The organism is Aliiroseovarius salicola, assembly GCF_027891095.1.
GTDB classification, from domain to species: domain Bacteria; phylum Pseudomonadota; class Alphaproteobacteria; order Rhodobacterales; family Rhodobacteraceae; genus Aliiroseovarius; species Aliiroseovarius salicola.
Genome location: NZ_JAQIIO010000002.1, coordinates 15,025 through 33,937 on the forward strand (window position 1 = coordinate 15,025; position 18,913 = coordinate 33,937).

At 56.8% G+C, this 18,913-nt stretch carries 25 protein-coding genes; 19 read left to right on the forward strand and 6 right to left on the reverse strand.

The genetic code is table 11. From position 1 onward, the window contains the following. Window positions 1–44: 44 nt before the first annotated feature. Complete coding sequence (locus O2N63_RS03665; RefSeq protein WP_271052851.1) at window positions 45–1,241, reverse strand: MalY/PatB family protein; 1,197 nt, start codon at window positions 1,239–1,241, stop codon at window positions 45–47. 246 nt (window positions 1,242–1,487) lie between these two features. Here O2N63_RS03665 and def (O2N63_RS03670) point away from each other — a divergent pair, with 246 nt between their 5' ends. The 5 genes from def (O2N63_RS03670) to O2N63_RS03690 all read left to right on the forward strand — a co-directional run bounded on the left by def (O2N63_RS03670) (window position 1,488) and on the right by O2N63_RS03690 (window position 4,558). Beyond that, window positions 1,488–2,015 (forward strand): peptide deformylase, encoded by a 528-nt coding sequence (def, locus tag O2N63_RS03670; protein WP_271052853.1) that lies wholly within the window; start codon window positions 1,488–1,490, stop codon window positions 2,013–2,015. Window positions 2,016–2,024: 9 nt separating this feature from the next. Then, entirely contained in the window at window positions 2,025–2,531 is a 507-nt protein-coding gene (def, locus tag O2N63_RS03675; RefSeq protein WP_271052855.1) for a peptide deformylase, read from the forward strand. Further along, window positions 2,528–3,427 (forward strand): methionyl-tRNA formyltransferase, encoded by a 900-nt coding sequence (gene fmt, locus O2N63_RS03680; protein ID WP_271052856.1) that lies wholly within the window; start codon window positions 2,528–2,530, stop codon window positions 3,425–3,427. Before def (O2N63_RS03675) ends, fmt begins: the two co-directional genes overlap by 4 nt. A gap of 158 nt (window positions 3,428–3,585) precedes the next feature. Continuing rightward, complete coding sequence (locus O2N63_RS03685; protein WP_271052857.1) at window positions 3,586–3,822, forward strand: GlsB/YeaQ/YmgE family stress response membrane protein; 237 nt, start codon at window positions 3,586–3,588, stop codon at window positions 3,820–3,822. Window positions 3,823–3,886: 64 nt separating this feature from the next. Continuing rightward, window positions 3,887–4,558, forward strand: coding sequence for a hypothetical protein (locus tag O2N63_RS03690; protein ID WP_271052858.1), 672 nt, complete (start codon window positions 3,887–3,889; stop codon window positions 4,556–4,558). 2 nt (window positions 4,559–4,560) lie between these two features. Here the strand turns inward: O2N63_RS03690 and rnhA are convergent, their stop codons facing one another. The 4 genes from rnhA to O2N63_RS03710 all read right to left on the reverse strand — a co-directional run bounded on the left by rnhA (window position 4,561) and on the right by O2N63_RS03710 (window position 7,315). Beyond that, window positions 4,561–5,013: a ribonuclease HI gene (rnhA, locus tag O2N63_RS03695; protein WP_271052859.1), complete on the reverse strand. Its 453-nt coding sequence runs from the start codon at window positions 5,011–5,013 to the stop codon at window positions 4,561–4,563. Then, a complete protein-coding gene (locus O2N63_RS03700; RefSeq protein WP_271052860.1) occupies window positions 5,006–5,605 on the reverse strand; it encodes a class I SAM-dependent DNA methyltransferase in 600 nt (199 codons plus the stop codon). The genes rnhA and O2N63_RS03700 overlap by 8 nt, the downstream gene beginning before the upstream one ends. A gap of 43 nt (window positions 5,606–5,648) precedes the next feature. Next, window positions 5,649–6,614 carry a 4-hydroxy-3-methylbut-2-enyl diphosphate reductase gene (gene ispH / locus O2N63_RS03705; protein ID WP_271052862.1) on the reverse strand — a complete coding sequence of 322 codons (966 nt, stop codon included), beginning with the start codon at window positions 6,612–6,614 and terminating at the stop codon, window positions 5,649–5,651. Window positions 6,615–6,754: 140 nt separating this feature from the next. Further along, window positions 6,755–7,315 carry a LabA-like NYN domain-containing protein gene (locus O2N63_RS03710; protein ID WP_271052864.1) on the reverse strand — a complete coding sequence of 187 codons (561 nt, stop codon included), beginning with the start codon at window positions 7,313–7,315 and terminating at the stop codon, window positions 6,755–6,757. A 98-nt stretch (window positions 7,316–7,413) separates the two neighbouring features. Here O2N63_RS03710 and folK point away from each other — a divergent pair, with 98 nt between their 5' ends. The 14 genes from folK to O2N63_RS03780 all read left to right on the forward strand — a co-directional run bounded on the left by folK (window position 7,414) and on the right by O2N63_RS03780 (window position 18,490). Next, window positions 7,414–8,001, forward strand: a complete 588-nt coding sequence (folK, locus tag O2N63_RS03715; RefSeq protein WP_271052866.1) for a 2-amino-4-hydroxy-6-hydroxymethyldihydropteridine diphosphokinase — start codon at window positions 7,414–7,416, stop codon at window positions 7,999–8,001. 91 nt (window positions 8,002–8,092) lie between these two features. Continuing rightward, window positions 8,093–8,449 carry a DNA-directed RNA polymerase subunit omega gene (rpoZ, locus tag O2N63_RS03720; RefSeq protein ID WP_271052868.1) on the forward strand — a complete coding sequence of 119 codons (357 nt, stop codon included), beginning with the start codon at window positions 8,093–8,095 and terminating at the stop codon, window positions 8,447–8,449. 33 nt (window positions 8,450–8,482) lie between these two features. After that, window positions 8,483–10,627, forward strand: coding sequence for a RelA/SpoT family protein (locus O2N63_RS03725; RefSeq protein WP_271052870.1), 2,145 nt, complete (start codon window positions 8,483–8,485; stop codon window positions 10,625–10,627). Window positions 10,628–10,674: 47 nt separating this feature from the next. Then, window positions 10,675–11,322 carry a DUF2062 domain-containing protein gene (locus O2N63_RS03730; protein ID WP_271052871.1) on the forward strand — a complete coding sequence of 216 codons (648 nt, stop codon included), beginning with the start codon at window positions 10,675–10,677 and terminating at the stop codon, window positions 11,320–11,322. 32 nt (window positions 11,323–11,354) lie between these two features. Beyond that, window positions 11,355–12,122, forward strand: a complete 768-nt coding sequence (locus O2N63_RS03735; RefSeq protein WP_271052872.1) for a pyridoxine 5'-phosphate synthase — start codon at window positions 11,355–11,357, stop codon at window positions 12,120–12,122. Continuing rightward, window positions 12,119–12,739 carry a LysE family translocator gene (locus O2N63_RS03740; RefSeq protein WP_271052873.1) on the forward strand — a complete coding sequence of 207 codons (621 nt, stop codon included), beginning with the start codon at window positions 12,119–12,121 and terminating at the stop codon, window positions 12,737–12,739. Before O2N63_RS03735 ends, O2N63_RS03740 begins: the two co-directional genes overlap by 4 nt. 14 nt (window positions 12,740–12,753) lie before the next feature. Continuing rightward, window positions 12,754–13,731 (forward strand): NADPH:quinone reductase, encoded by a 978-nt coding sequence (locus O2N63_RS03745; protein WP_271052874.1) that lies wholly within the window; start codon window positions 12,754–12,756, stop codon window positions 13,729–13,731. Between the two features lie 2 nt (window positions 13,732–13,733). Then, window positions 13,734–14,165, forward strand: a complete 432-nt coding sequence (gene acpS / locus O2N63_RS03750) for a holo-ACP synthase (RefSeq protein ID WP_271052876.1) — start codon at window positions 13,734–13,736, stop codon at window positions 14,163–14,165. A 70-nt stretch (window positions 14,166–14,235) separates the two neighbouring features. After that, window positions 14,236–15,015, forward strand: a complete 780-nt coding sequence (lepB, locus tag O2N63_RS03755) for a signal peptidase I (protein WP_271052877.1) — start codon at window positions 14,236–14,238, stop codon at window positions 15,013–15,015. Next, on the forward strand, window positions 15,012–15,698 hold the full coding sequence (rnc, locus tag O2N63_RS03760; protein WP_271052878.1) for a ribonuclease III: 687 nt from the start codon (window positions 15,012–15,014) through the stop codon (window positions 15,696–15,698). The genes lepB and rnc overlap by 4 nt, the downstream gene beginning before the upstream one ends. Continuing rightward, the gene (era, locus tag O2N63_RS03765; protein ID WP_271052879.1) at window positions 15,695–16,600 is read left to right on the forward strand and encodes a GTPase Era; all 906 of its coding nucleotides are present in this window, start codon (window positions 15,695–15,697) and stop codon (window positions 16,598–16,600) included. Before rnc ends, era begins: the two co-directional genes overlap by 4 nt. Continuing rightward, window positions 16,597–16,929, forward strand: coding sequence for a DUF1491 family protein (locus O2N63_RS03770; RefSeq protein ID WP_271052880.1), 333 nt, complete (start codon window positions 16,597–16,599; stop codon window positions 16,927–16,929). Before era ends, O2N63_RS03770 begins: the two co-directional genes overlap by 4 nt. A gap of 162 nt (window positions 16,930–17,091) precedes the next feature. Then, window positions 17,092–17,838 (forward strand): DNA repair protein RecO, encoded by a 747-nt coding sequence (recO, locus tag O2N63_RS03775; protein WP_271052881.1) that lies wholly within the window; start codon window positions 17,092–17,094, stop codon window positions 17,836–17,838. Next, on the forward strand, window positions 17,825–18,490 hold the full coding sequence (locus tag O2N63_RS03780; RefSeq protein WP_271052882.1) for a DNA-3-methyladenine glycosylase I: 666 nt from the start codon (window positions 17,825–17,827) through the stop codon (window positions 18,488–18,490). Before recO ends, O2N63_RS03780 begins: the two co-directional genes overlap by 14 nt. 8 nt (window positions 18,491–18,498) lie before the next feature. On the opposite strand, the gene O2N63_RS03785 is transcribed toward O2N63_RS03780, so the two are convergent. Continuing rightward, window positions 18,499–18,891 (reverse strand): META domain-containing protein, encoded by a 393-nt coding sequence (locus O2N63_RS03785; protein ID WP_271052883.1) that lies wholly within the window; start codon window positions 18,889–18,891, stop codon window positions 18,499–18,501. Window positions 18,892–18,913 lie beyond the last annotated feature (22 nt).

Below are 18,913 nucleotides of genomic sequence, written 5' to 3' on the forward strand. Positions count from 1 at the left end.
GATGAAGCTAACCGGGCAAGGATCTGCCGACCCGGTCCTGCGGATTATTGCAGGTCGGCAAAAGCGCGCTGCAGGCGTTCCACGGCGTCCTCAACACGGGCGCCCTGGGTGGCCAGATTGAAGCGCTGGAACCCATCGCCACCGATGCCGAAAGACGGTCCGGGGCTGACCGCGATCTTGGCATCGTCTCGGATCCGGGCAATCACCTCATCATGGCTCATTCCGGTGTCAGAGAAGTCGACCCAAGCCAGATAGGTGGATTGCAGAGGCAGGGAACGCAGTCCAGGAATGGCGTTTACACCCGCATCAAAGATCTGGCGGTTTCGCTCCAGATGCGCAACCTGCTGGTCTACCCATTTCGCTCCCTCGGGCGAATAAGCGGCGGTGATCATATCAACTGACAGCACGGCCGGGGCATAGTCCAAAGCTGCGAGGCGCTTTTTCATGGTCTTGCGCAACTCGGGATCAGCGATGATCATGTTGCCGGTGCGTTGACCTGCGATATTGAATGTTTTTGAGGCCGCTGAAAGTGTGATCAGACGCGGCAGTGTCTCAGGTGCGGCCAGTGCCATTGGGATATGTTTGTGGCCGGTATAAACAAGATCCTGATGGACCTCATCGGATACCAGAAAGAGATCATTGCGCTCTGCGAATTCAGCCACCGCGCGCTGCTCGTCCACGGTCCAGACGCGGCCCGATGGGTTATGAGGCGAGCAGAACAGGATCATCTTCTCGTTGCCGGTCAGGCGCGATTGCGCATCCTCGAGATCCAATGTGTAAAGATCCCCTTCGCGTTTCAGCGGGCATTCCACCACCTTGCGGTTGTTCTTGCCGATCTTCAATGCGAACTCGTGATAGACCGGCGTGAAGATCACCACACCGTCACCCGGCTCTGTCCAGGTCTGCAGGCACAAGGCAATGGCATTGCCCAGCCCCTGGCTGGTCAGGATCCAATCGGTGTCGATTTTCCAGCCATGACGGTTTTCCTGCCACCATGCGATGGCATTCAGATAGTCGGGATGTTCCCAAGAATAGCCAAAAATACCATGCTCGGCGGCCCTGCGAATGGCGTCGATCACGCAGGGTGCGGTGGCATAGTCGCTGTCGGCCGTCCACATCGCCAACCCGTCTTCGGGGGAAACGCCAAAGAGACGCTCCATCTTGTCCCATTTGGAGGAATTGGTGCCGCGGCGGTCGATGAGTGTGTCAAATGTGGTCATGGTAGTGTCGTCGAGTGTCATTTCATCTCCTGATCCGCGGCACGTTAGCGGCTTTCCCCAGCGAAGCAAGGGCTCTGTTTGGTGGTTCATTTATCTCTATTGTGGATAGGAATTGGAACCTATCTTTTGAACACGGATAAAAGTTGAGAAATTATCCTTCTCAATATTGGAATTGTGAGAAAATGTGATGAAAGCACCTGCCCAAACTTTCCAAAATGGGAAAATGCGCCCATTGCGCGGGCGCCTTCCTTGGCCTACATCCCCCTTATGACACTGCGAAATATCCTCATTCACCCCGATCCGCGCCTGAAAAAGGTCGCAGACTCTGTTCCTGATCTGTCGGACGAGCTGCGTCTTTTGGCCGAAGATATGCTGGAAACCATGTATGACGCGCCAGGCATTGGCCTTGCAGCGCCGCAGATTGGCATTTCAAAACGCCTGATCGTTTTGGATTGCGTGCGTGAGGACGACGAGCCGCCGCAACCGATGGTGATGTTCAACCCGGAGATCATTCGTGCTTCCGATGAGTTGAATGTCTATGAGGAAGGTTGCCTGTCGATCCCGGAGCAATTTGCCGAAGTCACCCGCCCAAAAGAGGTCGGCGTGCGTTGGCTGGATATGGATGGGAATGTTCAGGAGCGTGATTTTGACGGGCTTTGGGCCACCTGTGTCCAGCATGAGATTGACCACCTCGAGGGCAAGTTGTTCATCGACTATCTCAAGCCCCTGAAACGCCAGATGATCACCCGCAAGATGCAAAAGCTGAAACGTGACCTCGCGCGCGGCAAGGCATAGGGGATTGGTATGAGCGTGACCTCGCACCGCCCTTATGTGATGTGGCCCAACAAGGCGCTGCGCAGTGTGGCTGACCAGGTTGCAGAGGTCACCGACGACGTTCGTGCGATCTGGGATGAGATGATCTTTGCGATGGACAGCATGCCGGGCGTTGGTTTGGCCGCCCCGCAGCTCGGCATCAACCTGCGTTTGGCCGTCGTGGATGCCTCTGACGAACGCGGGCAGGCGATCCGCATGGCAAACCCCGAGATTCTGCACGCCTCAACCCAAATGCGCACGCATCAGGAAGGCAGCCCCAATTTGCCTGGTGTTTGGGCCGAAATCGACAGGCCCCGCGCCGTGACAGTGCGCTTCATGAATGAAAAGGGTGAGATCGAAGAGCGCGATTTTGTGCATCTCTGGGCGACCTCGGTTCAACACCAGATCGATCACCTGAATGGAAAGATGTATTTCGATCACCTTTCCAAAGTGAAGCGCGATATGTTGGTCAAGAAGGCGAGGAAGCTGAAGAAATGAAACTGGCCTTCATGGGATCCCCCGAGTTCTCGGTTCCGGTGCTTGATGCGCTGGTTGAAGCCGGACATGAGATTGCTGCGGTCTACTGTCAGCCTCCGCGCCCAGCTGGTCGTGGCAAGAAAGACCGTCCGGGCCCCGTGCACATGCGTGCAGCAGAACTTGGTCTAGAAGTGCGTCATCCGGCGTCCCTCAAGGGAGAAGATGAGCGGGCCGAGTTTGCCGCGCTGGATCTCGATGCGGCAGTTGTGGTCGCTTATGGGCTGATCTTGCCGCAAGCCATTCTGGACGCACCGAAACACGGCTGTCTGAACATCCACGCGTCTTTGTTGCCCCGTTGGCGGGGAGCAGCCCCGATTCATCGTGCGATCATGGCCGGAGATGCGGAAACGGGGATCTGCATCATGCAGATGGAAGCAGGGTTGGACACAGGTCCGGTTTTGCTGCGTGAGGCGACTGCAATCGGGATCGAAGAAACCACGTTGCAACTGCATGATCGGCTGGCACCCATGGGCGCACGGATGATCGTTCAGGCACTTGCGCAGTTGGACGAGCTGTTGCCCGAGCCGCAGGCTGAAGATGGTGTGACATACGCCGAAAAGATCCTGAAGGACGAAGCTCGGATTGATTGGAGCAAACCCGCGATTGAGGTGGATCGGCTGATCCGTGGTCTGTCGCCGTTTCCAGGCGCCAAGTGTGACATTGCCGGTGAGCAGGTCAAACTGCTGGGATCGCGTCTGGCCGACGGGATCGGTGCGCCTGGGCAAGTGCTGTCGAGGATGACCATTGCATGTGGCAATGGTGCTGTGGAAATCACGCGGGCTCAAAGGCCGGGGAAAAAGGCGATGTCTTCTGAAGATTTCCTGCGCGGCAGTAAGTTGCCGGAATTCCTGGGTTGACAGGCAAGCCCCTGTTGCCTCCTCCTTTTCTAGTTTTCTAGTTTTCTAGTTTTCTAGTTTTCTAGTTTTCTAGTTTTCTAGTTTTCTAGTTTTCTAGTTTTCTAGTTTTCTAGCCAGCCTGACTTTGAATTGCCGACCTCAGCCACCATATCATTGTCATGAGTATATTATTTCTCGTCATCATAGGCATTGCAGCCGGATTTCTCGCAACACGATTGATGGGGGTCGAAGCTGACCTGCCCACAACGATTGCCATTGGCGTGCTGGGGGCGCTGGTTGGCGGACTACTGCTGCGTGGGGTGGCGGCACTTTTCGGCATGGCATCCGGGTTTGTCGGGGCAGTGCTGGGTGCGCTGGCCGTGTTGTGGATCTACAAGACCTATTTGAAAAAGTGACGGGAAATGGCCCCGCTTAATATTCGTTAACCATACATTAACCACCGCATTTCAGAATGCGGGCATGATCACGTTACGATCTCTTGTTGCTCTGATGGCTGCTGTGTCGTGCCAGATGCCCCCCAGTCCGGCTGAGGCCGGAGCCTGGCCTCGCAAGGATGGCGAATGGTTCATATCTATTCAGGCGACGCAGGACTGGGGGAATTGGGTCAATTACCCAAAGGTCTCAACTTATCTGGAATATGGGCTTACCGATGTCTGGACCATCGGAGGGCGTATAGAACATGACCTGCAAACCTATGAGACAAGTGAAGCCGAGCTGTTTGTACGCCGGGCGTTTCCCACGGTGCTGACCTGGCAGTTGGCCGCTGGGATGACCTTCTCAGAGACAACCGAGGGCACTTTGTCCTTCAAACCGAGCTTTCATCTTGGGAAGGGGTTCGAAACGCGGTGGGGCAATGGCTGGATGGACGCGTTGATCAAGGTGGAGTTGCCGGTTGAGGAGGGGGCTGGTTCAGTCGGCGCATTCGCCCAAATTGGCCTTAAACCTCATGAGTGTCTATTAACAATGATCTCTGTTGATGCTCATGCGGACAAATTCAACACCACTGTGAAGCTGCTTCCATCACTTGCTTGGGAGGTGCGACCCGGAAGGCATATTCAGGTCGAATGGAGCGAGACCGTTACTCCCGCCCCGGAAGGAAAACTCTCACTCGGGATATGGATGAGCTTTTAGGCTCAGTCCTTGAACGGTGCCATCCCTGCACGGGCCAATTCGTCCGCACGTTCATTTTCCGGGTGGCCGGCGTGGCCTTTGACCCATTCCCATGTCACATGGTGGCGCGATTGTGCCGCATCCAGCCGTTGCCATAGTTCTACATTTTTCACGGGTTTTTTTGACGCGGTTTTCCACCCGTTTTTCTTCCAACCAAAAATCCAGCCAGTCACACCGTTTTTCACATAAGCGCTGTCGGTCACCACCGTAATTGCACAGGGTTTTCCCAATGTTTCCAGAGCCATGATTGCGGCCATCAGCTCCATCTGATTGTTGGTGGTCAGTGCCTCACCCCCCTTGAGCTTGCGCTCTTTGACGACGGTGTCACCTTCCTTCGCTTGCAGAAGCGCCCCCCAACCACCGGGCCCCGGATTTCCTGAGCAAGCACCATCCGTATACGCAAAGAACTCAGCCATTTGTCACCTTTTTCGCCTGTATCACGATCCACTCGGAGGACCATCCATCAAGCCCTTCGCCCGCCCCCAGGATGTGCGCATAGGGTAGAAAGCCAGCAGAGGTCAACAGGGCCTCAATCTCATCTTGTTGATAGTAGGCATAGAAGCGACCCAGCCTGTCCCGAGCTTCACCGGAACCCAGCTTGAGGCCGATATGTATAATGCCTTCCGGTTTCATAAGGGTATGCAGGCGGTTCAGCATGTCGGGCATGTCGCATCGGGGCATATGCAGTAGGCTGAAATTGGCAAAAATGCCGTTAAATTCCGCAGTGCCACTCACGTCCTGAAAGAGTTCTTGCCGAGCGGATACTCCCAGTTCGCTTGCCCGTGCCACCATGGCCGGTGATCCATCCACCGCATCTACTGTCAAGCCGTGATCCATCATGGCGCGGGCGCTTAATCCGGGGCCGCAGCCCAGATCGAGCACATAGGCAGATTGGGGTAAGGCGGTGATAAACTCCGACAGACCCGGTGTGGATCTTTGTGCGACGCGGGTTTCATACTCCGCAGCCTGCGTGTCATAAACCTTGAGTGTCTGGCGATCAGCACTCATGCCTTCTTAACGACCAATAGCACTGTACCCAAAAATGCCCAGCTCATGACGCTTGTTTTTCGCGCAATACACGAGGTACTTTGAATTCGATGTTCTCTTGCGCGGATTCCACCATTTCGAGGGTCACGTTGTACCGATCCCGGAAGGCGTTGATCACCTCGTCCACCAGAACTTGCGGCGCTGAAGCGCCTGCGGTCAGGCCCACAGCCGCCACACCCTCCAAGGATCGCCAGTCGATTTCCGAGGCGCGTTGCACCAGCATCGAATAGTCACATCCATTGGCCTGGGCCACCTCAACCAAACGGCGCGAATTGGAGCTATTGGGGGCACCGATTACCAAAAGCGCTTGCACTTTGGGGGCCACAGCTTTGACCGCGTGCTGGCGGTTGGTGGTGGCGTAGCAGATGTCTTCTTTGTGAGGGCCGATGATGGACGGGAAGCGCTCACGCAAGGCGGCGACGATGCCTGCGGTGTCATCTACGGACAGGGTGGTCTGGGTGATATAGGCCAGTTGCGTCGGATCACGCGGTTCGAGTGTGGCCACGTCCTCGGCGGTTTCCACCAGAATAACTTCGCCCTCAGGCAACTGCCCCATGGTGCCGATGGTTTCCGGGTGGCCTGCGTGGCCGATCATCACCATTTGCAGCCCGTTGTCATGGTGCCGCTCGGCCTCGATATGCACTTTCGAAACCAACGGGCAGGTGGCGTCCACATAGACCATCTCGCGGCGGCCGGCTTCGGCGGGGACGGATTTCGCCACACCATGGGCCGAGAAGATCACCGGGCGGTCATCCGGGCATTCGTCCAATTCCTCGACAAACACAGCACCCTTGTCGCGCAGCCCGTCCACGACGAATTTGTTATGCACGATCTCATGGCGCACATAGATCGGCGCCCCCCATTTCTCGATCGCCATCTCGACAATCTTGATGGCGCGATCCACCCCCGCGCAGAATCCGTTGGGGGCGGCGAGATAGAGGGTGAGGGCAGGTTTTGTGTCTGTGGTCATGACGCGCAGTCTCCGGTCGATCCGAGATATGGACCCTTTCACGGCCAGTTGTGCCGCAAAACCGCCGTGTAGAAAAGGGGATAGACGAGGAATGAATAAGCCGAGGCGATGCCCCGGCTTTCAGATAGCTTTCTGGCTGATTATTCGTCTGCCGGACCTTCGCGGTCAAATTCCCGTGGCGGGCGACCGATCACATCCTTGAGCTCGTCCAGTTCAATGAAATTATCGGCCTGGCGGCGAAGTTCGTCTGCGATCATCGGGGGTTGGCTGCGGATGGTCGAAACGACCGAAACCCGGACACCTTTGCGTTGCATGGCGGCCACGAGAGGTTTGAAATCTCCATCCCCGGAGAACAGCACCGCGTGATCAATGTGATCTGCCAATTCCAGCGCGTCTACCGTGAGCTCGATATCCATGTTACCCTTCACCTTCCGGCGACCCATGGAATCCGTATATTCCTTGGCCGGCTTGGTCACCATCGAGAAGCCGTTGTAATGCAACCAATCGACCAGTGGGCGGATCGGTGAATACTCGTCATTCTCGAGAAGGGCGGTGTAATAGAATGCGCGCAGCAATTTGCCTCGGCGCATGAATTCCTGACGAAGGAGTTTGTAGTCGATGTCAAACCCGAGGGACTTAGCCGCTGCATAGAGGTTTGATCCATCGATGAACAGCGCAAGCCGTTCGTCGCGATAAAACATTTATGGTCCTTTCCAATTTTCCTTCGTCAACAATTCCGTGAGTGAGTATGAGTGTGGCTGTTAACGAATTATAAAGCGCAATCTAGGGTAAGAATCGGATGCCGCAAGCAGCAAATGTAGACAAGTATAGCATAAAACGACTTGTGGCGCTTGGAAGCAATACAAGTACTGATTTGGCATTATCTCATGAGTTGGTTCGAGATGCAATATTGCAACTGGAAGAAGAGGGGCTGCGAATCAATGCAATCAGCCGATTCTACCGAACCCCGTGTTTTCCGGTGGGCGCTGGACCGGATTTTGTGAATGCGGCCGTCGAAGTTGAGAGCGCTCTGAGCAATCGCGATCTGTTGGATCTGTTTCATCAAGTGGAGGCAAAATATGGCCGCGAACGCCCGTCTCGCTGGGCGCCTCGAACGCTCGACATCGACCTGATTGCAAGCGGGGATGATGTGGCCCCGGATCGGGCCACGCTTACCCAGTGGATCGACCTGCCGCTCGACGTGCAAAAAAGGGAGGCGCCGGATCAGCTGATATTGCCGCATCCACGCCTTCAGGATCGTGGATTTGTACTGATTCCCCTGATGGATATCGCCGCTGATTGGCAGCACCCTCTACTGGGTAAAACGATCGCGCAAATGGTTGATGCCTTGCCTGATCAGGAAAAAAACGCAATTGAACCGCTGTAAAACAGGACGCTCGGGCAAATTCAGCTTGTAAACATGTTTTCCGCCCCCTAAATAGGCGGTTCACATCCCCTTGCAAGGAATGGAGCTGCACATGGCCCGCGTTACGGTCGAAGATTGCGTTGATAAGGTCCCGAACCGGTTTGAACTGGTAATGCTGGCGTCGCACCGCGCCCGCGAAATCTCGGCTGGTGCCGAAATCACCGTGGATCGCGACAACGACAAGAACCCTGTTGTATCGCTGCGCGAGATTGCAGACGAAACCCAGACGGCTGATGAACTGCGCGAGCGCATGATCGAAAGCCATCAGACCCAGATCGAAGTGGACGAACCAGAAGAAGACCAGATGGCTCTTCTCATGGGTGCCGAAGCTGCGGACAAGCCGGAAGACGACGACTTGTCGGAAGAAAAGCTCCTGCGCGCGCTGATGGAAGCGCAAGGCCAGGGCTGAGTACGGTCTGACGAGCATTCGGGGTATACATCGGTGGCGAGTTGGCTTGAAGAGCTTGAACATCTCGAGGTCGGCCGGCTGATCGCACAGATCGCCACCTATAACCCCAAATCCAATTCAAAATTGATCCGCGCTGCCTTCGAGTTCGGCGCGGAACAGCATTTCGGTCAGTATCGCCATTCCGGCGATCCTTATTTCACGCACCCGTTTGAGGTTGCGGAAATTCTGGCTGAAATGCAGCTTGATGATGCCACCATCATCACCGCCTTTTTGCACGACACAATCGAAGATACCCGCGCCACCTATACCGAGGTGGCGGATCTGTTTGGCGAAGAAGTTGCCGAATTGGTTGATGGGGTGACAAAGCTGACCAACTTGCAGCTTTCAAGCTCTGAAACCAAACAGGCCGAAAACTTCCGCAAGCTTTTCATGGCCATGTCCAAGGATATGCGGGTCATTCTGGTCAAGCTGGCCGACCGTTTGCACAATATGCGTACGATCCGGGCGATGCGACCAGAGAAGCAGGTTCAGAAGGCGCGTGAAACCATGGATATCTATGCGCCGCTTGCCGGTCGCATGGGTATGCAGTGGATGCGCGAAGAGCTTGAGGATCTTGCCTTTCACGTGCTGAACCCCGAAGGGCGCAGCTCGATCATGCGCCGCTTCCTGCGTTTGCAGAAAGAAAGCGGTGATGTGATCGAAAAGATCACCGGGGATATCCGGCACGAATTGGCGGTGGCCGGGATTCAGGCCGAAGCCTTTGGCCGCGCCAAGAAACCCTATTCAATCTGGCGCAAAATGCAGGAGAAGGATCAGGGCTTTTCGCGCCTGTCTGACATCTATGGCTTCCGTATCATTACGCTCGACGAAGCTGATTGTTATCGCGTGCTTGGTGTGGTGCATCAACGCTGGCGTGCGGTGCCGGGCCGGTTCAAGGATTACATCAGCCAGCCCAAATCGAACGGCTATCGCTCGATCCACACCACCGTGTCCGGGCGGGATGGTAAACGGGTTGAAGTGCAGATCCGCACCCAGCAGATGCATGAGGTGGCGGAAACCGGGGTGGCAGCGCATTGGTCCTATCGCGATGGGGAGCGGGTGGAAAACCCGTTTGCTGTGGACCCGGCCAAATGGATTGCCTCGCTGACCGAACGGTTTGAGACCGCCGATGACCACGATGAATTTCTTGAGCACGTGAAGCTCGAGATGTATTCCGACCAAGTGTTCTGCTTCACGCCCAAGGGTGAGGTGGTGAAACTGCCACGCGGCGCGACTCCGCTTGATTTTGCCTATGCCATCCACACGCGGATTGGTGATCGCTGCGTCGGTGCTAAAGTTGATGGGATCCGTGTACCGCTTTGGACCCGGCTCAAAAACGGCCAGTCGGTGACAATCATGACGGCGGAAGGACAGGCGCCTCAGGCAACTTGGATTGACATCGTGGTCACGGGCCGCGCCAAGGCTGCGATCCGCAAGTCCTTGCGCAGCGAAGACCGTGAACGCTTTGTGCGCCTAGGCCGCGAGCTTGCTCGTGTGGCGTTTGAAAACGCAGGTCGTAAAGTAACCGACCGGGCGCTGATGACCGCTGCCAAACAGCTCCGTATCGACAATGAAACCGAATTGCTGGCCCGGCTCGGATCTGCTGAACTGCAGGCGCGGGATGTGATTCAGATCCTGTATCCCGAAGCGGGTGACATCGAGGACATGATTGATGGCGAAGCCGCTGTTGTGGGGCTTGGACCCGGGCAGGGATTCAACCGCGCGCAATGCTGTCAGCCAGTGCCGGGCGAACGTATCGTCGGCATTGCCTATCGCGGCAAAGGCGTTGTGGTTCATGCCATCGACTGTGACGCTCTTGGAGAAGTCGAAGACGACAGCAACCGCTGGGTGGATCTGCATTGGGCCACCGGAAACCACCCGCCGATCCACACAATCAGTCTGAAACTCACGATTTCCAACGATGCAGGCGTGCTTGGGCGGATTTGCACGTTGATTGGCGAGCAAAAGGCCAATATCTCGGATCTGAGGTTTCTGGATCGCAAGCCGGATTTCTACCGCCTTCTGGTGGATGTCGATCTCCGCGACATTGAGCATTTGCATGCGGTTATGCTGGTGTTGGAAGCGGATAGCGATGTGGCGTCGATAAAGAGACATCGTGATCTGGATCGTAAACCATAGCCGACATCCGATCGCCGACCCATCCCGCAGCCTGAAAGGGGCCCGCCTTGTTCAAGAGAAACCCACGTTCCTATCTGCGGATTGTGGCGGAGTTCTTTTATCCGCGGGGTGGGTGGTATCGGGCAGCGCGATACGTCATTCACCGACTTCGCCGTCTGCCAGACCCGGCCCATCGTATCTCGCGCGGGATCGCGGCTGGGGCCTTCACCAGCTTCACACCGCTGTTTGGTATGCATTTCATAATTGCAGCCCTTTTGTCGTGGATTATGCGAGGAAATATTCTGGCCGCATTACTCGCGACATTTGTGGGCAACCCTCTGACCTTTCCATTTATTGCTGAAATTTCGATTGGACTTGGCAATACAATATTGGGGCTGCCGCAAGGCATCCATTTGCCCGAGGTGATGTTGGCCTTTGGTGGGGCAACCAGTGATATCTGGTCCAATTTCCTGGCCATGTTCACAGAAGCCAGGGCAGATTGGAGAGAAGTACATCGGTTCTATCACCAGGTGTTCCTGCCCTATCTCGTAGGGGGGCTCATCCCCGGGGTGGTGGCGGGCCTTGTTGGATATTTCCTTTCGAACCCGTTGATCCACGCCTATCAGCGCCGCCGGATCAAAAAATTGAAGGAACGCTATGAAAAACGTCTGGCTGCGCGAATTTCCGGGGCTGGCGAGCGGGATGAAATCAAGTAACACTAAGCGCAAACCCAATCGTGGAGCGCGACATGTCAGATCAGACCGATAACACGCATACCAACAGACTACGCCTCGGCGTAAACATTGATCACGTTGCCACCGTGCGCAACGCGCGTGGATCGGCATATCCGGATCCGGTGCGGGCGGCTCTGCTGGCACAGGAGGCCGGTGCCGACGGGATTACCGCGCATTTGCGTGAGGATCGCCGCCATATTCTGGATGATGACATTTCCGGGCTGATGGATGCGTTGTCGATCCCGCTGAATTTCGAAATTGCCGCCACCGAAGAGATGCAGGCGATTGCCCTGAAGCACCAGCCCCACGCGGTCTGTATCGTGCCAGAGAAGCGCGAAGAACTGACAACCGAAGGCGGGTTGGAAGTGGCGGCACAGGAAAACCGACTTGCCGAATATATCGCGCCACTTGCCGACGCAGGCTCGCGCGTGTCGCTCTTTGTCGGCGCGGAAGAGGCGCAGATCCGAGCCGCCGCCCGTATCGGAGCTCCGGTGATTGAATTGCACACCGGCGCCTATTGCGATTTCCACGCTGAAGGCAAATTTGCTGAACGCGATGCAGAGCTTGAGCGACTGCGCGACAGCGCGCGCCTCGCCCATTCACTCGGGATCGAAGTGCACATGGGTCACGGGCTGACTTACGAGACCGTGAAGCCAATTGCCGAAATGCCGGAAGTGATGGAGCTGAATATCGGTCACTTTCTGATCGGCGAATCCATCTTCCGCGGACTGCCTGACGCCATGGCCGAAATGCGGAAACTGATGGATGAGGCGCGGGCGTGACCGGGATTGAACTGGCTCTGATCTGGTTCGGATGGGTGTTGGCCGGGGGCTCGCCCGGCCCGGCCACTTTGGGGATTGCAGGAACCGCAATGTCCGAAGGACGCAGCCAGGCCGTTGCTTTTGCCACAGGAATACTGGCTGGCGGTGCGTTTTGGGGCATCACCGCCGCGTTTGGCATGGGGGCAGTGATGCTGACGCATGTCTGGATTTTCACCACAGTCAAATATGCGGGCGCGGCCTACCTGCTGCATCTGGCCATCAAGTCGCTCAGGTCGGCCTTTTCAGACAAGATGATACATGAGGGTACAGTTGCCCAAGGCTCTCGTCTGACCGCATTCAAGAAAGGTGCATTGATCCACTTGACCAATCCCAAAGCGATCCTGTCCTGGGGTGCGGTGTTTTCCATTGTTTTGCCCCCAACAGCATCACCCACACAGATCATTGGCATGTTTCTGTTCCTCTACAGCGGTGGGATATGTGTCTTCGTCGGCTATGCGTTTCTGTTCTCGACCTCTGCAATTGTACGTGGTTATCGCCGCGCAAAGCGGGTGTTTGATTTGACGTTCGGCCTGCTGTTCGGGGCGGCAAGTCTCAAGATCCTCACAGCTCGAATTTAAGGGAGAGAAAGTCGATGAAGGCAGTATGGTATGAGGGATTTGGCGCGGCATCCGACGTGCTGGTCTATGGCGACATGCCCACGCCGGATCCCCGGCCGGGCGAGGTATTGGTGCGCCTCTGTGCCACCGGAATTAATCCGTCTGACGTAAAACTGCGTGCGGGGGCGAGGCCCGGCGCAACGATGGCCTTTCCCCGCATCATTCCCCACTCGGATGGCGCTGGTGTGATCGAAGCGGTTGGGGATGGTGTAGATCCGGCACGCGTTGGCGAGCGGGTCTGGCTGTGGAATGCCTGCTGGCAGCGTGCTTTCGGCACCGCTGCGGAATATGTGGCGCTTCCCTCCCATCAGGCGGTGAACCTGCCGAGCAATACCAGCTTTTCAGAAGGGGCGTGTTTCGGCATCCCTGCAATGACGGCTTGGTATGCGCTTTATCGTAATGGACCGATCGAGGGGAAAACGATTCTTGTGACCGGCGGGGCTGGTACGGTTGGACGATACGCCTGTCAGATGGCAGCGCTTGGAGGCGCGCGTGTCATCACCACCGTGAGTTCAGAAGAAAAGGCAGATCACTCCGGCGCAGAGGACTGGGTGAACTACCGTGAAAATGATGTGGCCGAGGCCGTCATGAACTTGACTTCAGGTCAGGGAGTGGACCGCATTGTGGAAGTTGATTTCGCAGCCAATCAGCAGGCCAGTCTGGAGTTGATTAAGCCGGGGGGCGCAATCGCATCCTACGCCTCCGCATCCGAAATGGCGCCAACGCTCCAATTCTATCCGTTCATGTTCAAAAACGTGACCCTGCACATGCTGATCGTCTATCAGCTTGATCCCGAAACCCATGCTCGTGGCGAAGCTCAACTGGCTGAGTGGCTGGAAGCTGGCAAGCTGTCCCATGCGGTTGTTCAATCTGGTGGATTGCCGGATATCGCTGCCGCCCATGAAAAGGTCGAAGCCGGGCAGAAGCTAGGCACCGTGGTGGTGGAGATCTGAGCATGATCCTTGGCATCGGCACGGACCTTGCGAATATCGAGCGTATCCAGGGCACACTGGACAGGTTCGGTGACCGCTTCCGCAACCGCGTCTTTACCGAGCGGGAGCTGGCCAAGGCTGCGCGGCGCAGGGATGAGGCGGGCACACTTGCCAAGCGTTGGGCCGCGAAAGAAGCCTGTTCCAAAGCGCTGGGCACGGGGCTTGCGATGGGGATCAGCTGGCGCGACATGGCCGTGTCAAACCTGCGAACCGGTCAGCCGGTAATGGACGTGACCGGCTGGGCGCGTGACCGCCTTGATGAGATGACCCCGGAGGGGCATGAGGCGATCATTCATGTCACCCTGACAGATGACCATCCCTGGGCGCAGGCTTTTGTTGTGATCGAGGCCCGTCCGTTGTCCGGCCCACACTCCAACCCCAAATCAGCGCTTTAACCCCCGTGTAACTTGACTCTTTCCCCATCCCCGCCCATATCGCGGGGAACTCATTTACAGGCAGGACCTCATGGCCGAGAAAAAACAGGATGGCATCCTCGAGACCATCAAGACCATCTTTTGGGCACTGATCATCGCAGGCGTGTTTCGCACCCTGTTTTTTCAGCCGTTCTGGATCCCAACCGGGTCGATGAAAGACACGCTCTTGATCGGTGATTTCCTCTTTGTAAACAAGATGGCCTATGGCTATTCGCAGTACTCCTGCCCCTTTGGCATCTGCCCGTTTTCCGGCCGGATTTTGGCTTCTGACCCCGAGCGGGGCGACGTTGTGGTGTTCCGCCACCCGACGCTTGGCACCGATTATGTGAAGCGCCTGATCGGACTGCCAGGGGACAAAATTCAGCTGAAGAACGGGATTGTCTTCATCAACGGCGTCGAGGCGCCGCAAACGCCAGGTGGTGTTTTCGAAGAGATCAAGGAGTCGCAAGGCCGGTTTGGCACCATCCCGATCTGCGCCAATCGTCCGGTTGGTCTAGGCGGTGTTTGCGAAAAAGAACGCAGCATCGAAACCTTGCCCAATGGTGTGCAGCACTCGGTCCTGAACGTGGCAACCGGCCGCAATGACAATACCAATGTGTTTACTGTGCCCGAAGGACATTTCTTCTTCATGGGGGACAACCGTGACAACTCGACAGACAGCCGCGTGAGCCAAAATGCAGGCGGTGTCGGAATGGTGCCGTTTGAGTATCTTCTGGGCCGCGCCGACCGCATCATGTTCTCATCAGCTGGCAAGCGGTTGGTCTATTTCTGGACATGGCGTTCAGATCGTTTCTTCAAGGCAATCGAGTGAAACTGTCCTCTGATCTCCGGGCTTTCGAAGGCCGTATCGGGTATGAATTCAAAGACCCCGAGCTGTTGATCCGTGCGCTTACGCATGGGTCAATCTCGTCCTCGACCCGCCCTGACAACCAGCGGCTGGAGTTTCTGGGCGACCGGGTGCTGGGGCTTGTCATGGCGGAGCGCCTGCTGGAAGATGATCCCAAGTCGGCGGAGGGTGTGCTTGCCCCGCGCTATAACGCGCTGGTGCGCAAAGAAGCCTGTGCTGATGTGGCCCGCGAGGTCGGGTTGGGAGAGGTGCTCAAGCTGGGCCGGTCTGAGCAAAAGACCGGTGGACGTCGCAAACTGGCTCTATTGGGGGATGCGATGGAGGCGGTGATTGCTGCGGTCTATCGTGACGCTGGATTTGACGTGGCGCGGGATATGGTGCTGCGCCTCTGGGGGGATCGGATCGGCAAGGTCGAAGCAGACGCTCGTGACCCGAAAACCTCGCTTCAAGAATGGGCGCAAGCCCGTAAGCTTGCCCCGCCGAAATATGTGGAAGTGGCCCGTGAAGGGCCGGATCACGCGCCGGAATTCACCATCGAAGCGCGTCTGGACAATGGCAAAGTGGCGCAAGCCCGTGCCAATTCGAAACGGCAGGCCGAACAGGCCGCTGCAAAAGCGCTGCTGGATGCGCTGGAAAGTGCAAAATGACCAAAGCTGGATTTGTCGCCCTTATCGGCGAACCGAATGCCGGGAAATCGACACTCACCAACCTAATGGTTGGCGCTAAAGTGTCGATCGTGACCCACAAAGTGCAAACCACTCGTGCCCGTATTCGCGGTGTGGCGATCGAAGGCGATACGCAGATGGTATTTGTGGATACGCCGGGCCTGTTCCGCCCACGCCGCCGCCTGGATCGCGCGATGGTGGCGGCCGCTTGGGGCGGGGCTGCCGACGCGGATATCGTGGTGCTTTTGATCGAGGCCCATCGCGGTGTGACTGAAGGGGTTGAAAAGATCCTCGAAGGGCTGGAAGAAATTTCTCAGGGCCGCAAAGTGGCGCTGGCGATCAACAAGATCGACAAAGTGAAATCCGAAGTGCTTCTGGCGCTGACCAAAGACCTGAACGAACGCTTTGACTTCACCGAAACCTTTATGATTTCGGCAGAAAAGGGCCATGGTGTGAAAGCATTGCGCGAATGGCTGGCGGGTGAATTGCCAGATGGGCCTTGGCTCTATCCCGAAGACCAGATTGCTGATCTGCCCATGCGCATGATCGCTGCAGAGATGACCCGCGAAAAACTGACCCTGCGCCTACATCAGGAATTGCCATACCAGATGACGGTGGAAACCGAGAGCTGGGAAGAGCGCAAGGATGGGTCCGCCCGGGTGGACCAGATCATCTATGTAATGCGCGATGGGCACAAAGGGATTGTCCTTGGTAAAAAAGGCGAGACGATCAAGGCGGTGAGCCAAGCTGCTCGTGCTGAACTGGAAGAATTCATGGGCCGCAAGGTGCATCTGTTCTTGCAGGTGAAAGTGCGCCCGAACTGGCTTGAGGAAAAAGAGCGCTATTCCGAGATGGGGCTTGATTTCAAGGACGGCAATCAGTGACGCGACTGACCGCGGATGTCTGGGTTTCGGCCTATCTGACGCGGCTCAGGCTTGCCGATATTCCCGCTTTTGTAACCCGAAAGGGCGACCTGACGGCCGGGGCGGTTTTGGTCAAACTGAACACGCTTGATGGTCAGGCCGCTGTCTATCAGCGCAGCTTTGACCTGATGACGGGCGAACGCGCCTGGGTGGTGCTGTCGGAAGGGGAAGAGCGTGATGTGGACGCCGCGCTTACCCGTCAGAAAGGCTTTGATCCGGATCTTTGGGTGATTGAAGTTGAGGACAAGTCCGGGCGCCATTTGCTGGATGAGCCGGGGCTCTCGGACTGAGGGATTGCGCCCAGATGTCCTGCCCCTGCGGGGCCGTCCGGACCGGTCACAGTGGCCCTCGCTACGCTCGGGCATGCCTCCGGCGGGGATATTTTAGGCAAGAGGAAGAGGGTGGGTTGCCCTCGTGTCGGATCCGCTTAGTCTTGTCGGACAGGAGGTCCTATGGATTGGCGAGATGAAGGCGCGCTTTTGTCCGTGCGCAAGCATGGGGAAACCTCGGTGATCATCGAGGTATTTGCGGCGGAGCACGGTCGCCATGCTGGGATTGTACGTGGTGGCGTGAGCCGGAAGATGCAGCCGATCCTGCAGCCCGGAACGCAATTGGATCTGACATGGCGCGCGCGGCTTGAAGAGCACATTGGAAGCTTCACCGTGGAGCCCATTAAAGCGCGTGCTTTGATCATGTCGGATCGGTCAGCCCTTGCCGGATTAAACGCCATGACCGCTCTGCTAAGGTTTGCCTTACCCGAACGAGAGACGCATCCAGTGTTATATTCGCGCACGCAATCAATGCTTGATCTTCTCGCGGCGAACCCGCTCTGGCCCGTGGCCTATTTGAAATGGGAATTGGCATTGTTGGAAGAGATGGGGTTTGGTCTCGATCTCAGCCAATGCGCGGTGACGGGCAGCAAAGATGATCTTGCTTATGTTTCGCCGAAAACCGGTCGCGCGGTATCGGCGGAAGGGGCCGGTGAATGGGCCGATCGGCTGTTGCCGCTCCCGGCTGAATTACTAGGTGTTGGGCAGGGGCGGCTTGAGAATGTGTTGGATGGTCTGGTCACGACCGGGCATTTCCTGACTCACGGTCTGGCGCATTCCATGGGGGACAAACCCTTGCCAGAGGCACGCGCACGCTTGCTGGATCGGCTGAAACGGGATTTGGAAAGGGAGAGAAATGCAGAGGCTTGAAACCATTCGTGCCCGCGCCATTGCCCGCAAGGGGGAAGAGGCGTTTGAGGCTGCGATGCCGGCAGCCTCAAATGTTGAGCTGAGTGAGCTGGGGGATGATCGCATTTTGTCAGCCTTCGCTCGGGGCGTCTTTCAGGCCGGGTTCAGTTGGAAAGTGATTGAGCAAAAATGGCCGGGGTTCGAGGCGGCGTTTCACGGGTTCGATGTAGGGCGCAATGCACTCATGTCGGATGACGATCTGGATCGCCTGTTGGCGGATAAGGGGATCGTGCGGAATGCGCAGAAGATTCTCTCTGTCCGGGACAATGCGGTGTTTCTGTCCGAACTGGCGAGGGAGCACGGCAGTGCGGCGAAGGTTGTTGTGAGCTGGCCCAAAGATGATGTGATTGGCCTCTATGCGATGCTGAAAAGCCGCGGGGCGCGATTGGGGGGAATGACCGGACCCTATGCGCTCAGAACACTTGGCTATGACGGGTTTATTCTGTCCAAATCGGTGGTTGCCGCACTGAATGAAGCGGGCGTGATTGATGGGGCTGCAACGTCCAAGAAAGCGCAGATTGCGGTGCAGGCGGCGTTCAACGCGTGGCAAGAGGAAAGCGGCGAGAGCTATGCACGGATCAGCCGCACATTGGCCCTTTCGGTTCCAGATTAAGCCGGGGGTCAACGGGCGGCGGCAAACAGCATCTCTCGGCCGTCATCATTGCTGAGAAGCAGGTGATCGGCTGAGACTTCGGCAAGGCTCATGGCCTGCAATGCGGCGAAGAACTCGGTTTCAGCTGCAAGATCCGGACAGGCCATTCTGGTGGCCGTAATTTGATCAACCGCAAACCAAGGGTAGGGGGCTGACTGACGGGCGGAGTAGTTGTTGCAGGGCGCTTTGCCCTCAATTCGGCCCGGCGCAGGCAGACGCAAGGTGGCACGGGCAGGCGCGGCTTTGCCATCCAATTCCTGCCAGACCCAGGTCGTTTTTTCCGGGGAATAGCCCGACAGGGTTTCATCCTTACAGCCAAATAGGGCAAGCGTAATTGCACAGAAAGCGGTTAGCTGTTTCATGATCCTTTAATATCCCCCGTCA

Excerpts from the sequence above, each read along its gene's own strand:
- lepB (WP_271052877.1), top strand. The coding sequence starts at position 14,236 with ATGGCCGAGAAAAAACAGGATGGCATCCTCGAGACCATCAAGACCATC.
- fmt (WP_271052856.1), top strand. The coding sequence starts at position 2,528 with ATGAAACTGGCCTTCATGGGATCCCCCGAGTTCTCGGTTCCGGTGCTT.
- O2N63_RS03780 (WP_271052882.1), top strand. The coding sequence starts at position 17,825 with ATGCAGAGGCTTGAAACCATTCGTGCCCGCGCCATTGCCCGCAAGGGG.
- recO (WP_271052881.1), top strand. The coding sequence starts at position 17,092 with ATGGATTGGCGAGATGAAGGCGCGCTTTTGTCCGTGCGCAAGCATGGG.
- O2N63_RS03710 (WP_271052864.1), bottom strand. The coding sequence starts at position 7,315 with ATGTTTTATCGCGACGAACGGCTTGCGCTGTTCATCGATGGATCAAAC.
- folK (WP_271052866.1), top strand. The coding sequence starts at position 7,414 with ATGCCGCAAGCAGCAAATGTAGACAAGTATAGCATAAAACGACTTGTG.
- def (WP_271052853.1), top strand. The coding sequence starts at position 1,488 with ATGACACTGCGAAATATCCTCATTCACCCCGATCCGCGCCTGAAAAAG.
- def (WP_271052855.1), top strand. The coding sequence starts at position 2,025 with ATGAGCGTGACCTCGCACCGCCCTTATGTGATGTGGCCCAACAAGGCG.
- O2N63_RS03665 (WP_271052851.1), bottom strand. The coding sequence starts at position 1,241 with ATGACACTCGACGACACTACCATGACCACATTTGACACACTCATCGAC.
- O2N63_RS03690 (WP_271052858.1), top strand. The coding sequence starts at position 3,887 with ATGATCACGTTACGATCTCTTGTTGCTCTGATGGCTGCTGTGTCGTGC.
- O2N63_RS03685 (WP_271052857.1), top strand. The coding sequence starts at position 3,586 with ATGAGTATATTATTTCTCGTCATCATAGGCATTGCAGCCGGATTTCTC.
- acpS (WP_271052876.1), top strand. The coding sequence starts at position 13,734 with ATGATCCTTGGCATCGGCACGGACCTTGCGAATATCGAGCGTATCCAG.
- O2N63_RS03785 (WP_271052883.1), bottom strand. The coding sequence starts at position 18,891 with ATGAAACAGCTAACCGCTTTCTGTGCAATTACGCTTGCCCTATTTGGC.
- O2N63_RS03745 (WP_271052874.1), top strand. The coding sequence starts at position 12,754 with ATGAAGGCAGTATGGTATGAGGGATTTGGCGCGGCATCCGACGTGCTG.
- rpoZ (WP_271052868.1), top strand. The coding sequence starts at position 8,093 with ATGGCCCGCGTTACGGTCGAAGATTGCGTTGATAAGGTCCCGAACCGG.
- era (WP_271052879.1), top strand. The coding sequence starts at position 15,695 with ATGACCAAAGCTGGATTTGTCGCCCTTATCGGCGAACCGAATGCCGGG.
- O2N63_RS03700 (WP_271052860.1), bottom strand. The coding sequence starts at position 5,605 with ATGAGTGCTGATCGCCAGACACTCAAGGTTTATGACACGCAGGCTGCG.
- rnhA (WP_271052859.1), bottom strand. The coding sequence starts at position 5,013 with ATGGCTGAGTTCTTTGCGTATACGGATGGTGCTTGCTCAGGAAATCCG.
- O2N63_RS03735 (WP_271052872.1), top strand. The coding sequence starts at position 11,355 with ATGTCAGATCAGACCGATAACACGCATACCAACAGACTACGCCTCGGC.
- ispH (WP_271052862.1), bottom strand. The coding sequence starts at position 6,614 with ATGACCACAGACACAAAACCTGCCCTCACCCTCTATCTCGCCGCCCCC.